Consider the following 13,497-nt stretch of genomic DNA (forward strand, 5'->3'; position numbering starts at 1 on the left):
CCCGGTCAGCAGGAGCGGTGCCGGCGGATGCTGAGACTACGGCGGAAGCGCCCATCCGATCATCAGCGGGTGGGGTAGTGGGTGCGGCCGAAACCGGGGCGGAGGCGCTCACTCGGCCAGCCGGCGCCCCGGCGGAGACCGGTGCGGCGGAGACGGGTGCGGCGGAGACCGGCGCGGAGGCACTCACCCGAGCGGCGGGCGGGCTGGACACGGACGCCGACGCCTTAACCGCCGGCACGTCCTCAGCCTGCTTCTCGGCCGACTCGCCGGTCTGCTTCTCGGCCGACTTCCCGGCCTGCTTCGCGGCCGGTTCTTCAGCGGGCTTGCCGGCCGGTGCGGCCCACAGGGCTCCCGGTGCAGGTGGTGGCGGAGGAGCGTACCCCCCGGTGTCTTTCGCGGGCGGCCGCGCAGCGGACGGCGTGTTGATCTCGCCGTCCCTGGTCGCCTGCTGCTCGTCCATGGGTCCTCCCGACCACCGCTGCCGACGCTCGGACGTCGGGCGCAGACCTTAACCGTGCCATATCAGCCGGTGTGAGCACACCCGGCATCAACGTCAGCCGCCAAGCTACGAGAGTCCGATGGGTGACCGGCCGTTACGGGCATATTTTTCCGGACAAGTACGACCCGGTTAACGGACTATTCGCCACTCGAAGCACTGATCGACGACGCGCCACCCGAAGCCGACTGCTTCGTGGACGACGCGCTCCCCGACGACGACTGGGCCGTGGACGACGTGGTCTTGCCAGGGGAGGTGGTCTTGTCGGGTGTCGTGGTCGGTTCCGGCTCGACCGAGGCCGACGTGGTCGTCGGCGCGGGGGTCGTCGTGGTGGTGTCCGGCGCCGGCGTGGTGGTCGTGGTGCCGGGGGCCGGGGTGGTCGTGGTGGTGCCGGGGTTCGGGTTCGTTGTGGTGGTGCCGGGGTTCGGGTTTGTCGTGGTGGTGCCCGGCTTGGGTCCGGTGGTGGTGGTGCCCGGCTTCGGCCCGGTGGTGGTGGTGCCGGGCTTGGGTCCGGTGGTGGTGGTGCCGGGCTTGGGACCGGTCGTCGTGGTGCCCGGTTTCGGCGGCGTGCTCGAGCCGGGCGCCTTGGTGGTGGAGGTCGGCGACGGGGACCTGGTCGGGGTGACGGGCTCGTCCGGGTCGGGCGCGCCGAGGTCGGGCAGCGCCGTGTCGCCCTCGATCGAGCCGAAGACCCGGGTGGCGCCGAAGAGGCGGGACCACCGGACGGGGGCGAGCCGGACGTTGAGGCCGGTCCGGGGGGCCTCGACCATCATGCCCTCACCCGCGTACATCGCGACGTGGTGAATGCCGGTCCAACTGCTGGAGTTGCTGAAGAACAGCAGGTCGCCGGGGAGTAGCGAGTAGCGGGAGACGGACCGGTCGCGGGTCTGGTAGTACTGGTCGCGGGAGACCCGGACGAGCGGGTAACCGACACCGCGGTAGGCCGCGAACATCAGGCCGGAGCAGTCGTACTGATCCGGGCCCTCCTCGGACCAGACGTAGGGGTCGCCGCGCTGGGCCAGGGCGAACTGCAGCGCCTGGACGGCCCGCGGGTCCGCGCCGCGCCCGTCCGCGGTGCCACCCAGGATCTGCGAGCCGAGCTGCTGGTCGGTGAGGTTGGCGGCGGCCTCGGCCGCGTTGATCACGTCCCGGTTGGCCGCCTCGAGCGTCGCCTGGGCGGTCTGCTTGCTGGTGAGTGTGGCGTTCAGCGTGGTCCACTGCGTGAGCAGCGTCGAATAGCGCGTCTCGGCGGCCTGGTGGTCGGCGGTCGCGGCTTTCGCCGCCTCCTCGGCGGCGAGCACCCGCCGGGCGGCGGCCTCGTACGACGTGGAGTCGCCTCGCTGCATCCGGGACAGCGCATCCAGCTCGAGCAGCCCGGAGTCGAGCGCGCCGGGGGGCAGGGCGGCGGCCTGCTGGATGGTCGCGTCGGCGGCGGTCTCCGCCTCCTCGCGGGCCTGCTGCAGCGCCTGCTGGGTGTCGGTGACCCGCTGGGACGCCGCGGTGACGTGTGTCTGGGCGAGGTCGCGGTCCTGGCCGGCGCGGACCAGCTGCTCACCGAGGGCGGTGATCTCGGCGCGGCCCTTCTCCACTTTCTGGAGGACCGGGCTGGCGACGCCGCCGGTGGTCAGCAGCGACGGGGTGGACGCCGTGGCAGTGGTGACGGGCGTGCCGGGCAGGACGAGAGCGCCGCTCAGGGTGGGGCGCGACCCGGAGGAGGGCACGCTCGCGGTGCCGGGTGCGGAGGCCGGGTCGGCGAGTGCCGGAATCGGCTGGAAGAGCGCTGCTATGGCCGCTGCAACCGCTGCTGAGCAGGCCAAAGGCCAGAGGCGTGAGTGCACGAAGCGCCTGAGTTGCGGGCGTCCGTACCGCGATGCCTTGCCCATGAGCTCCCCGTCCGCGCCGGTGTCGACCGTCGCTAGTCGTCCCTAATGGTTCATACCGCAAGGGCCGTACCGATGTCGATCGAATGAAGGTGAAAGCACGCTGAGATTTTTTCAGAACAGTGGTGCCAGGGGTGGCCAGAGTGGCGCGACGTACTCTCGACCGCATGGATGCGGGGTTGAAGCGTGAGCTCGAGGCCAAGGTCTACGCCGGTGAGCGGCTGACGCGCGAGGACGGCGTCGCGCTCTATGCCTGCGACGATCTGGCCTGGCTCGGCCGTCTCGCGCACCACCGGCGCACCGAGCTGAACGGCGACCGGGTGATGTTCAACGTCAACCGGCACCTCAACCTCACCAACGTCTGCTCGGCCAGTTGCGCGTACTGCTCCTTCCAACGCAAGCCGGGTGAGAAGGACGCGTACACGATGCGCATCGACGAGGCCGTTGCCAAGGCCAAGGAGATGGAGGACGAGCAGCTCACCGAGTTGCACATCGTCAACGGCCTGCACCCGAGCCTGCCCTGGCGCTATTACCCCAAGGTGCTGCGCGAGCTGAAGGCCGCGCTGCCGAACGTGAAGCTCAAGTGCTTCACCGCGACCGAGGTGCAGTGGTTCGAGAAGATCAGTGGCCTGCCGGCGAGTGCGATCCTGGATGAGCTGATGGACGCCGGGCTGGAGTCGCTGACCGGCGGCGGCGCGGAGATCTTCGACTGGGAGGTCCGGCAGCACATCGTGGATCACGAGTGTCACTGGGAGGACTGGTCGCGCATTCACCGGCTGGCCCACGAGAAGGGCATGAAGACCCCCGCGACCATGCTGTACGGGCACATCGAGGAGCCGCGGCACCGGGTGGACCACGTGATGCGCCTGCGGGAGCTCCAGGATGAGACCGGCGGGTTCGCGGTCTTCATCCCGCTGCGCTACCAGCACGACTTCCACGATTCGGCGGACGGCAAGATCCGCAACCGGATCCAGGACCGCACCACGATGGCCGCGCCGGCCGAGTCGCTGAAGACCTTCGCGGTGTCCCGTCTGATGTTCGACAACGTGCCGCACGTCAAGTGCTTCTGGGTCATGCACGGGCTGTCGGTGGCGCAACTCTCACTCAACTTCGGCGCCGACGACTTGGACGGCTCGGTGGTGGAATACAAGATCACCCATGACGCCGATTCGTACGGGACGCCGCACACCATGCACCGCGACGACCTTCTTCACCTGATCTGGGACGCCGGATTCCAGCCCGTGGAGCGGGACACTCGTTATCAGGTGGTACGGGAGTACGAGAAGGCGCCGTCGCTCGCCGAGCGGCGCAGCGAGCCCCAGAAGATCTGGGCCTGAGATCCGCGGACGGTGAGTCGATGCCCCAGCTGAAGAAGGATGCGACCGGTCGTCTGGCGACGATCGGTGATCTGCTGGGTTCCGCCTTCGCGGGACTGGCCGTCGGCGCCGCTGTCCTGCTGGTCTTCGAGACCGTGCTGGCGCTGACCGGCCTGGGCGCGTTCGGCGAGTCGAACGGATGGCTGGTGCTGATCCTGCCGGTCTGGCTGTTCGTCGAGGAGTTCCGGGCCGAGGGCTTCGGTGCGCACCGGATCATGGTGGGTGCACTGGCCATCGGTTTCGGTGTCGCGGCCGGGATGACGGTGGCCGGTCTGGTGGCCGGGGTCGCTCCGGCCTTGGTCAGCGGCGGCAGCGGCGCCCTGACCGGTACGGTCGTGTACTGCCTGGTCTGGTTCTACGGCCTCCGGTGGCTCAGCCACCGGTCCGGCTGAGGGAGATAACGCATGAAGCCCGCCGTCAAGTACACGCTCGGCCGCCTCGGACTGTTTCTGGCGGTCTTCGTCGTGCTGTTCCTCCTGACGCCGTTGAACATCCTGGTCTGCGCGATGGTCGCCTTCGTCGGCTCGGCCGGCCTGTCGTTCATCCTGCTGCGCGGCTGGCGTGACGAGATGGCCGAGCAGCTCGGTGAGATCGCGGCCCGCCGCACGGCGGAGAAGGACCGGCTGCGGTCGGCGCTGGCCGGTGACGAGGACGCGGCGGCCGCCGGTGACCGGGTCACCGCCGCCGACATCGTGGAGCACCCGCGGCGCACCGGAGCCTGAAAAGCCGGTTGCCGTCCCGAACACCGGGTGGCCGTGGGTTAGCGTTTCAGGGACCGTGCCGCAGCGAAGCCGGTGTGAAACCGGAGCTGTCCCGCAACTGTGATCCCTGTCGGCCCTCATCCGGCCGGCCGGTCTAGCCAGGTCGCCTGGGCGCGGTCGCGATTCAGCGCTCCCGGGGAGGGGCGCCTCGCGGGCGGCGGCCGGTGTGTCAGGCCCTGTCGGCGAAGCACCACATGCCCGGCCGACAGGAGGACCCATGAAACGCCTGCTCACGACCGCGACAGCGGCCACCGCTCTGTTCCTCGCCGGATGTGGCGGCAACGATCCGGCGCCCACCGCCACCGCGTCGGCTCCGGCCGCGGCGGCGTACCCGGTCACGGTCGGCGCCGTGACCCTGAACGCCCGGCCGGAGAAGATCGTCTCGCTGAGCCCGACGGCCACCGAGATGCTTTTCGCCATCGGCGCCGGTCCGCAGGTCGTCGCGGTCGACGACCAGTCGACGTACCCCGCCGAGGCGCCGAAGACCGACCTGTCCGGCTTCAAGCCGAACGCCGAGGCGATCGCCGCGAAGGACCCGGACCTGGTGGTGCTCTCCGGTGACGCCGACAACATCGTCGCCCAGCTCGGTAAGTTGTCGATTCCGGTCTTCGTGTCGCCGGCCGCCGCCTCCCTCGACGACACCTACCGGGAGATCACCGAGTTCGGCACGCTCACCGGCCACGCCGGTGAGGCCAAGGCGCTCAACGAGCGGATGGCCGCGGACATCGACCGGATCGTGAAGTCGGTTCCGGCCCGCACCAAGCCGCTGACGTACTACTACGAGCTGGGCCCGGACCTGTTCTCGGCGACCTCGAAGACCTTCATCGGCTCGGTCTTCACCCGCTTCGGCATGACCAACGTCGCCGACGCCGCCGACCCGGCCGGCAAGTTCGCCGGTTACCCTCAGCTCTCCCAGGAGTCGCTGGTCAGGTCGAATCCGGACACGATCTTCCTGGCCGACACCAAGTGCTGCCAGCAGTCGGCCGAGACGGTGAAGGCCCGGGCCGGCTGGTCCACGGTCACCGCGGTCTCGAAGGGGCAGATCTACCCGCTCGATGACGACATCGCCTCGCGCTGGGGTCCCCGTACCGTCGATCTGTTCCAGGCGGTAGCCGACGCGGTCGGCAAGATTCCCCCCGCATGAGTTCGCGCCGGCCCGCCGGGCTGCGCCCGGTGTGGCTGGCGGCGGGTGTGCTGACGGTACTGGTCTCGGTGGTTCTGGGCCTCGCCTTCGGCTCGGTCTCCCTGCCGCCCGGCGGTGTCGCGGTGGAGATGCTCAACCTCATTCCGGGGGTACGGCTGAACAGCGGCCTCACCGAACGTGAGGTGGCCATCCTGACCCAGCTCCGGCTCCCGCGCGTGGTCCTCGGCCTGATCGTCGGCGCGATGCTGGCCATGGCCGGCGCCGCGTACCAGGGCGCCTTCCGCAACCCGCTGGCCGACCCGCACCTGCTCGGCGTGGCCGCCGGGGCCGGGCTCGCGGTGACCGTGGTGATCGTTCTCGGGGCGACGGCGAAGGGCGGCACCACCGAACTGCCGATCGGCGTGCCGATGGCCGGGTTCGCCGGTGCGCTCGGTGCGGTCGCACTGACCTGGCTGCTCGGCGCGGCCGGCGGCCGGGACCGGTCCCCGGCGACGTTGATCCTCGCCGGGGTGGCCGTGTCGGCGTTCCTGTCCGCGGCCCAGACCTATCTGCTGCAACGGCACGTCGAGTCGCTGCGCGAGGTGTACTCCTGGCTGCTCGGGCGGCTCGCCACGGCGGGCTGGCACGACGTGCTGGTGGTGCTGCCGTACGCGGTGATCACCGCCGCGATCGTCCTGGCCCACCGCCGTGAGCTGGACGTCCTGACCGTCGGCGACGCCGAGGCGACCAGTCTGGGCCTGCATCCGGAACGCAGCCGGTACCTGCTGATCCTCGCGGCGTCGCTGGGGTCGGCCGCCGCGGTCAGCGTCTCCGGGCTGATCGGTTTCGTCGGGATCATCGTGCCGCACACGCTGCGGCTGCTGGCCGGTCCGAGCTATCGGGGCCTGCTGCCGCTGTCGATGCTGTTCGGGGCGGCGTTCCTGGCGCTGACCGACCTGCTGGCGCGGACCATGGGCGGCGAGGCGGAGATCCCGATCGGCGTGATCACCGCGTTCCTGGGGGCGCCCTTCTTCGTCCTGGTGCTGCGTACCAGCCGGGCGGCGCCGGTATGAGCGCCATCGAGGTGGCCGGCCTGACCGTGCGGCTCGACGACAAGGTCATCGTCGATCGTGTCGACCTGGACGTGGCCTCCGGCGAGTGGGTCACCGTCATCGGGCCGAACGGGGCCGGCAAGTCGACCGCGCTGCGGGCGATCGGTGGGCTGTTGCCGTTCGGCGGGACGGTCCGGTGGCACGGGCAGGCGGTGGACACGATGCACCGGCGGGAACGGGCCAAGGCGGTGGCCATGGTGCTGCAGTCGCCGGTGGTGCCGCCGGCCATGCGGGTCTTCGACTATGTGCTGCTGGGGCGTACCCCCTATGTTCCTCCGCTGGGCCGGGAGTCGGCCGCCGATCTGGCTGCCGCCGAGGAGGTGCTCGCCGCGCTGGACCTGACGCCGTTCGCCGGCCGTCGCCTCGACAAGATCTCCGGCGGCGAGCGGCAGCGCGTCTTCCTGGCCCGCGCGCTCGCCCAGGGCGCCGGGATCCTGCTGCTGGACGAGCCGACCAGCGCCCTCGACATCGGCCATCAGCAGGAGGTGCTGGAGCTGGTCGACCGGCTGCGCGCCGAACGGGGCCTGACCGTGCTCGCCACCATGCACGACCTGACGACCGCCGGGGAGTACGCCGACCGGATGGTCCTGCTGGCCGGTGGCCGAGTGGTCGCGGCCGGAACCCCGGGAGAGGTTCTGACCGAGGACAACCTGGCCGCGCATTATCGGGTGAAGGTCCGGATCATTCCGGGGGATCACGGTCCGCTGGTGGTCGCCGTACGCGGATGATCTCAGCAACCGGAACGCAACCGGCTCGCGCCCGTTTCGCACTCCTCGGATTCCTCAAGTCTGACGAAGTGGAGGGCATGACGGACACGATGGTTGTCGAGATCGCCCTGCAGGCCATGACGATCGCCGCGAAGATGTCAGCTCCGGTGCTGCTCACCGCCCTTGCGGTCGGTTTCGCCATCTCGCTGTTCCAGTCGGTCACCCAGATCCAGGAGGCGACGCTCTCCTTCGTCCCGAAGGCGATCGCGATCGGCGCGGTCCTGCTGCTGGCCGGCAACTGGATGCTCCGCGAGATGATGACGTACACGACCCAGCTGTTCGAGAAGATCCCCAGCCTGCTCGGCTGATCGGAGATGAGGCCGCCCGAGGGGCGGCCTCATCGGTGTTTGTTGAGGATGGCGAACGTCCCGCCCTGCGGATCGGTGAGAACCGCGTACCTGGCCCCGGGGATCGTCGTCGGCGGGTGGACGAGCCGGCCGCCCAGGCGCAGCGCGTGATCGGCGGCCACGTCACAGTCGCCGACCGCGAAATAGATCTGCCAGTACGGCGGCAGATCGTCCGGCCAGCCGCTGCCGATCATCAACTGGAAACCGGCCACCGGCGTCCGGCCGATCTCACACACCGCGTACGGCAGCCCGCCGACGATCCCGTCCCGGAACTGCCAGCCGAACACCGATCCGTAGAACGCCATCGCGCCCACCAGGTCCCGGGTGTTCAACTCGTTCCAGGTGAGCGCGCCCGGAATGTCGAAGACCTCGGCGCCGCGCATCACCCCGGCCTCCCAGACGCTGAACGGCGCCCCGGCCGGATCCAGGAACGCCGCCATCCGCCCTTGATCCACCACGTCGAACGGCGGAACCAGCACCTTGCCCTGCGCCGCCTCCACCCGGGCGGCCACCGCGTCCGCGTCGTCGGTCGCGAAATAGGTGCTCCACGCCGTCGGCTGACCCTCGCCGAACAGCGGACCGGCGCCGGCTACCGGCAGCCCGTTGAGCAGGAACGTCGTGTAGCCGCCGAAGTCGTCGCCGGAGACCTCCGCGGTCCAGCCGAACATGGCGGTGTAGAAACGGATCGCGTCAGCGGGATCGGCGGTGGCCAGATCCACCCAGTTGGGCACTCCGGGCGACGGAACGGTCATGCACCGCATAGTGGCAGTTCCATGCCCGCTGCCGACCGGAAGTGTCGGCCTTCTAGCCGAATCGTCGACCCTCGTCGCGCCGGTACGCCCACGTCGCCAGCAGACCGAAAAGTATCGTCCAGCCCACCAGGGACAGCGCCGCTCGCGGCTCGAACGGGTAATCGCCGACCGTCGCCCACATCAGCCGGACCGCCCCGCCGGTCGGCAGATAGGGCGCCAGATCCTCGACGAAACCGGGCGCCCCGCCCGGCGCGGTCAGCAGCCCTCCGCCGAAGGCCAGCGGCAGGAACAGGATCTGCGCCACCACCAGCGCCGCCTTCGACGGCAGTGAATAGCCGATCGACAGTCCCATCAGGATGAACGGCACCGAGATCGCGGCGCAGAGCAGCGCCGCGCCGGCGAACGCGACAGGGCTCATCGTCGCGTCGGTGAACAGCGCGGCGATCAGCACCACCGGCGCCAGCGCGACCACCATCATCAGCAGGCCGGTCAGCAGACGGCCGAGGAATCGGGGCCGTGCGCCGGCGGGCAGCGTCCGCACATAGGGATCCCACGGTTGGGCTCGGTCCTCGGAGACGCCGATCCCGTACTGGAAGAGATTGGTGTTCATCACCGCGAACGTGATCATCGAGGCGGTCGCGTAGGTGGCCGTGACCGGATCACCACCGGCGAACGGCACCACGAACGCCAGCATCGACGCGGCCGGCCAGAACGCGCTGCCCACCACCGCGATCGGGATCCGGAACAGCTCAAGGGTCTGGAACCGCGCGTGGGTGAGGGTCAGGCTCGTCATCGCTGATCCTTTCCGGCCACTGCCTTCTTGTTGGTCAGGGTCAGGAATGCCTCTTCGAGCGAGGCGGGCCGTACCTCCAGGTCCCGGAACGGTACGTTCCGCGTGACGAGCTCCCGGACCACGCGGTCGGCGTCGGCGGTCAGGAGATGCAGCCGGTCGCCGTTGCCTTCGAAATCGAAACCGCTCGGGGGTACGGGTGAACTGATGCTGATCCGGCTCACCTTCACCAGCCCGCGCACCGCCTCCAGGCTGGCGTCGGCGAGCACCCGGCCCTCCCCGAGCACCACCACACGCTCGGCCAGCGCCTCGATCTCCTCCAGGTAGTGGCTGGTCAGCACCACCGTGCCGCCCCCGGCGTGGAACTCCCGGACCGCCTCCCACAGGTCCCGCCGCGCCTCCACGTCCAGCCCTGTCGTCGGCTCGTCCAGAAACACGATCTCCGGCCGGCCGGCGAACGCCAGAGCCACCGCGAGACGCCGCTTCTGCCCGCCGGAGAGACCGCCGGTCTGCCGTCGCGCCAGGTCACCGAGGCCGAACCGGTCCAGCACCTCGGAACGGGACAGCGGATCCGGGAAATGCGACCGGACGAAATCGATCACCTCACCGACCCGCAGCGAAGCAGGCAGACCCGTCTCCTGCGGGGTGACCCCCAACGTGCGCCGGAAACGGGGATCCCGCGGATCGCCGCCGCACAGCTCCACCCGGCCCGACGTCGGCCGCCGGCTCCCGGTCAGCAGGCCGACCAGCGTGCTCTTGCCGGCCCCGTTCGGCCCGAGCAGACCGACGATCTCCCCGGCCCGCACCTCCAGATCCACCCCGTCGACCGCCACACCCGACCCGAACCGTTTGGTGACCCGTTCCGCCCGAGCGTGAACGGCGCCGGCCGTACGTGTCGGGGCCTCCTGCTGCCCTCCGAGCATTCCCCGTTCTCCCTCCGTGTTCCTCCGGAATGAGCCGTTGCTGTCCGTCACCGCACACCATCACCGGGCGTGATCAACGACCGGAGAGAGTGGACGTACTCGTCGAACGCCAGGCGACCACGCGCAGTGAGATTGACCAGAGTCGCCGGGGTGCGGCCCCGGTGCGTCTTGGTGACCTCGACGTAGCCGGCGTCCTCCAACTTGCGCAGGTGCACCGAGAGGTTGCCCGCGGTCATCCGCAGGATCTCCTGCAACCGCGGGAACGTGATCCGATCACCGCTGCCGAGCTGCGACAACGCCGCCACCACCCGCAATCGCGCCTGCGCGTGAATCACCGGGTCCAGCTCCGGTAGCGCGGCCTGGCCCTCCGGATCCCCGCTTCCCCCGGCGATCCCGCTGCCGCCCTCGGTCATCGGAGCCGCCACCAGCCGACGAAGCCGGCGACGAGCATGCCGCCGCCGCCCGCGACCGCGATCAGCAGCGCGTGCCAGCCCGGACCCAGCAGGACCCCGATGACGTTGACTCCACTGATCCAGGCGCCGAGCACGAACATGTCCCGCAACTGCCAGATCGCGGCACCGGCCATGTAGAGGACACCGACCAGCGCCACCATGCCGCCACCCCAGAGCAGCCCGGCCAGGTGCTCCGGCAGGGACTCGCCGACCTGCCCGAAGACGACCGCCAGACCGGTGAAGCCAACGGACCAGGAGACGCCGTACATCGCGCCCTGACGACTCGACGGCCCGGAGATGTGCCGCCCCGACCGCGCCCCGACGATGCCGGTGAAGATGCCCGCCACGATGAGCAGACCGGTCATCGCGGACAGCGGAACCCACTCCGGGAAATCGACGAGCACCCGGCCCTCGGGCCCATAGCGCAGGAACGACAGCCCGAAACTGATCAGCCAGGTCAGCCCCCACGGCCAATACATCAACCGCGGGTCCGGGGTGACCTCGCGGATGGTGTTGACCTGCTCCCGCTCGATGAGCCGCAGTGCTTCCCGCGGATCCTCGAAGATCGATTCGTCGTCCTTCGATGCCATGCCTCGACTTTACGGCACAAAGCCAAAGAACTTTGTGCCGTAAAGTCGAGGGGCACATCGTGGACGTCGAGAGGTCCGGCCAACCGATCGGGCTCAGCAGAACCGGGTCGGGCACAACCAGCCCGGAATGTTCACGTCGTCATCGTCGTCGGAGTGGTTGGGAACCGACGGCAGGTCGATGTCCTCGCCCCCGCCCTTCGACGGCTTCTCGGGCTCCGGCCTCACCAGCACCACGATCAGCCGTCCCGGGCGCACCTGCTGACCGGCAGCCGGAATCGACCCGACGATCAGATCGCCGTACCCGTACGTGTCCTTCAGCCCGGCCCGGCTCTTCGCCTCGGTCGCGGGCTCGTTCTCGTACCTCTCCGTCGGATCGGACGCGTCCTTCGGTGTGTGGCCCTTCGCGTAGCGGAAGATGACCAGCTCACTGACCGGATCCAGGACGGCGCCCTTGGCGTGCCGGACATCCGACGCGGACTTCCCGACCGGCAGTCTCGGCATGACCGGATGCTTCGTGAACCAGGCAGCTTCACTGTTCTTCAGCAGCAACAATTTCGCGGGACCGGTCATGATCGCGCCCGCCGCCGGTTCCGTCGCGACGACCGTCCAGTTCTTCCGATCGAACATGCGCCGGCCCAGCGGAGAAGCGTCCTGATACCTCTCGTCGATATCGAGATCGGACAGCGTCTGCGACGCGGTCAGGTACGGCTGCCCGACGAGGTTCGGCATCGCCCTCATCGCCGGCGTCGGCGAGATCGTGGGCGACGGGCTCACCGGCGGCCAGGTCCACGGCGTGAAGGACGGCACCGCGGCCGCGGGCTTCTCGCCGGGCTCCGCCGCGGAGAAGCTTTTGGCACAACACCCGATCACCAGCACCGCCGCCAGCACGCCGCCCCAGGTACGAGCCGTCACCGCGGTGCGGACATGCGACCCGGCGTGCCGTCGCACAGCATCGGCAGCGGGCCGTCCACGATCGGCACGCTGTACGGAACCTTCCCACCAGGCGTATCCACCGGAGTCCTCCCACCATCCCCCAACAAATGTTGATCATCATGGCAGGTGCGTCTGACATGGTCATCGGGCTTCCGGGCCGCGACATCCGCCGGCCAGGACCTAGGGTTGGCCGGTGCGGAGAGTGGCGTTGGTGACGGGGTCGGTTTCGGGCATCGGGGAGGCCACGGCGAGACGGCTCGCGGCGGACGGGATGGTCGTGGCGGTGCATTCGCGGACCAGCCGGGAAGCCGGGATCGCACTGGCCGGGGAGATCGGCGGCACCTACCATCAGGCGGACCTCGGCGACGACGACGCTGCCGCCGGGCTGGTGCCGGAGGTGCTGGATCGGCACGGGCGGCTGGACGTACTGGTCAACAACGCCGGGATCAGCTGGCCCGTCCCGCACGCTCAGCTCGACGGGCTGACCGCCGCCGACTGGCGGCGACTGCTCGACGTCAACCTGATCGCGCCGTGGCTGCTCTGCACCGCCGCGCTTCCGGCCCTGCGGGAGGCCGGTGGCTGCATCGTCAACGTGACGAGCCATGCCGGCGTGCGGCCGAAGGGCAGCTCGATCGCCTACTCCGCGAGCAAGGCGGCCCTCAATCACGTGACGAGACTGCTGGCCGCCGCTCTCGGCCCGGACGTCCGGGTCAACGCCGTCGCGCCCGGCCTGGTCGACACGCCCCTGACCGCTTCGTGGACCGACGCGCAGGAGCTCTGGCGTACCGCGAGCCCGATGCGCCGAGCCGCCCAGCCGTCCGATGTGGCCGACCTGATCGCCACCCTGATCACCAACACCTACCTGACCGGCGAGGTGATCCTCCTCGACGGTGGCCTCAACCTCCGCTGATCTCGCCCTCGCGGACGCCTTTCAACAGGCGAGAAGAGCGTCTTCCAGCAGGCGGGCGCCGCGAGGGCATCGGCGGCCGGCTCATCGCCGCTGCCGAGGAGCGTTTCAAGGGCTTCGGGGGTACGCGGGCGGACGCCATGGTCCTCGCCGGCAACGCCGTGGCGCACGGGATCTGGAGCGCCAACGGATATCGCCCGCAGGACGACTGGTCCCGCTGGGTGAAGCCACCCCCCTGAGCATCCTTGGTCAAGGAATGCGGTTTACCGGACGGAAGTGGTGGCGGAC

General features: G+C 69.8%; 15 protein-coding genes. 8 read left to right on the plus strand and 7 right to left on the minus strand.

The genetic code is table 11. The features are described from left to right. Positions 1–636: 636 nt before the first annotated feature. Positions 637–2,217 (minus strand): C40 family peptidase, encoded by a 1,581-nt coding sequence (locus tag Aut01nite_RS23545; RefSeq protein ID WP_236642533.1) that lies wholly within the window; start codon positions 2,215–2,217, stop codon positions 637–639. A 326-nt stretch (positions 2,218–2,543) separates the two neighbouring features. Here Aut01nite_RS23545 and mqnE point away from each other — a divergent pair, with 326 nt between their 5' ends. The 7 genes from mqnE (at position 2,544) to fliQ (ending at position 7,823) form a co-directional block, all read left to right on the plus strand. After that, a complete protein-coding gene (mqnE, locus tag Aut01nite_RS23550; protein ID WP_043522820.1) occupies positions 2,544–3,713 on the plus strand; it encodes an aminofutalosine synthase MqnE in 1,170 nt (389 codons plus the stop codon). Between the two features lie 20 nt (positions 3,714–3,733). Next, positions 3,734–4,144 carry a hypothetical protein gene (locus Aut01nite_RS23555; RefSeq protein ID WP_043522819.1) on the plus strand — a complete coding sequence of 137 codons (411 nt, stop codon included), beginning with the start codon at positions 3,734–3,736 and terminating at the stop codon, positions 4,142–4,144. 12 nt (positions 4,145–4,156) lie between these two features. After that, complete coding sequence (locus Aut01nite_RS23560) at positions 4,157–4,474, plus strand: DUF4229 domain-containing protein (protein ID WP_043522818.1); 318 nt, start codon at positions 4,157–4,159, stop codon at positions 4,472–4,474. A 256-nt stretch (positions 4,475–4,730) separates the two neighbouring features. After that, on the plus strand, positions 4,731–5,657 hold the full coding sequence (locus Aut01nite_RS23565) for an ABC transporter substrate-binding protein (protein ID WP_043522817.1): 927 nt from the start codon (positions 4,731–4,733) through the stop codon (positions 5,655–5,657). Further along, positions 5,654–6,709 (plus strand): FecCD family ABC transporter permease, encoded by a 1,056-nt coding sequence (locus tag Aut01nite_RS23570; protein ID WP_043522816.1) that lies wholly within the window; start codon positions 5,654–5,656, stop codon positions 6,707–6,709. The genes Aut01nite_RS23565 and Aut01nite_RS23570 overlap by 4 nt, the downstream gene beginning before the upstream one ends. After that, complete coding sequence (locus tag Aut01nite_RS23575; RefSeq protein ID WP_043522815.1) at positions 6,706–7,476, plus strand: ABC transporter ATP-binding protein; 771 nt, start codon at positions 6,706–6,708, stop codon at positions 7,474–7,476. Before Aut01nite_RS23570 ends, Aut01nite_RS23575 begins: the two co-directional genes overlap by 4 nt. A 77-nt stretch (positions 7,477–7,553) precedes the next feature. Then, positions 7,554–7,823, plus strand: coding sequence for a flagellar biosynthesis protein FliQ (fliQ, locus tag Aut01nite_RS23580; protein WP_043522814.1), 270 nt, complete (start codon positions 7,554–7,556; stop codon positions 7,821–7,823). Between the two features lie 29 nt (positions 7,824–7,852). Here fliQ and Aut01nite_RS23585 read toward each other — a convergent pair whose 3' ends face one another. The 6 genes from Aut01nite_RS23585 to Aut01nite_RS23610 all read right to left on the minus strand — a co-directional run bounded on the left by Aut01nite_RS23585 (position 7,853) and on the right by Aut01nite_RS23610 (position 12,281). Beyond that, entirely contained in the window at positions 7,853–8,614 is a 762-nt protein-coding gene (locus Aut01nite_RS23585; RefSeq protein ID WP_043522813.1) for a VOC family protein, read from the minus strand. A gap of 52 nt (positions 8,615–8,666) precedes the next feature. Then, complete coding sequence (locus tag Aut01nite_RS23590) at positions 8,667–9,407, minus strand: ABC transporter permease (RefSeq protein ID WP_043522812.1); 741 nt, start codon at positions 9,405–9,407, stop codon at positions 8,667–8,669. Continuing rightward, positions 9,404–10,327, minus strand: coding sequence for an ABC transporter ATP-binding protein (locus Aut01nite_RS23595; RefSeq protein WP_043522811.1), 924 nt, complete (start codon positions 10,325–10,327; stop codon positions 9,404–9,406). Before Aut01nite_RS23595 ends, Aut01nite_RS23590 begins: the two co-directional genes overlap by 4 nt. Positions 10,328–10,374: 47 nt before the next feature. Next, complete coding sequence (locus Aut01nite_RS23600; RefSeq protein ID WP_236642532.1) at positions 10,375–10,752, minus strand: winged helix-turn-helix domain-containing protein; 378 nt, start codon at positions 10,750–10,752, stop codon at positions 10,375–10,377. Further along, positions 10,737–11,369, minus strand: a complete 633-nt coding sequence (locus Aut01nite_RS23605) for a hypothetical protein (RefSeq protein ID WP_052163235.1) — start codon at positions 11,367–11,369, stop codon at positions 10,737–10,739. The genes Aut01nite_RS23600 and Aut01nite_RS23605 overlap by 16 nt, the downstream gene beginning before the upstream one ends. Positions 11,370–11,462: 93 nt before the next feature. Next, entirely contained in the window at positions 11,463–12,281 is an 819-nt protein-coding gene (locus Aut01nite_RS23610; protein WP_152628494.1) for a PASTA domain-containing protein, read from the minus strand. A 232-nt stretch (positions 12,282–12,513) separates the two neighbouring features. On the opposite strand from Aut01nite_RS23610, the gene Aut01nite_RS23615 reads away from it, so the two are divergent. Continuing rightward, complete coding sequence (locus Aut01nite_RS23615) at positions 12,514–13,212, plus strand: SDR family NAD(P)-dependent oxidoreductase (RefSeq protein ID WP_236642531.1); 699 nt, start codon at positions 12,514–12,516, stop codon at positions 13,210–13,212. Positions 13,213–13,497 lie beyond the last annotated feature (285 nt).

Origin of the sequence: Actinoplanes utahensis (assembly GCF_016862455.1) — a bacterium.
Taxonomy (GTDB): Bacteria; Actinomycetota; Actinomycetes; order Mycobacteriales; family Micromonosporaceae; genus Actinoplanes; species Actinoplanes utahensis.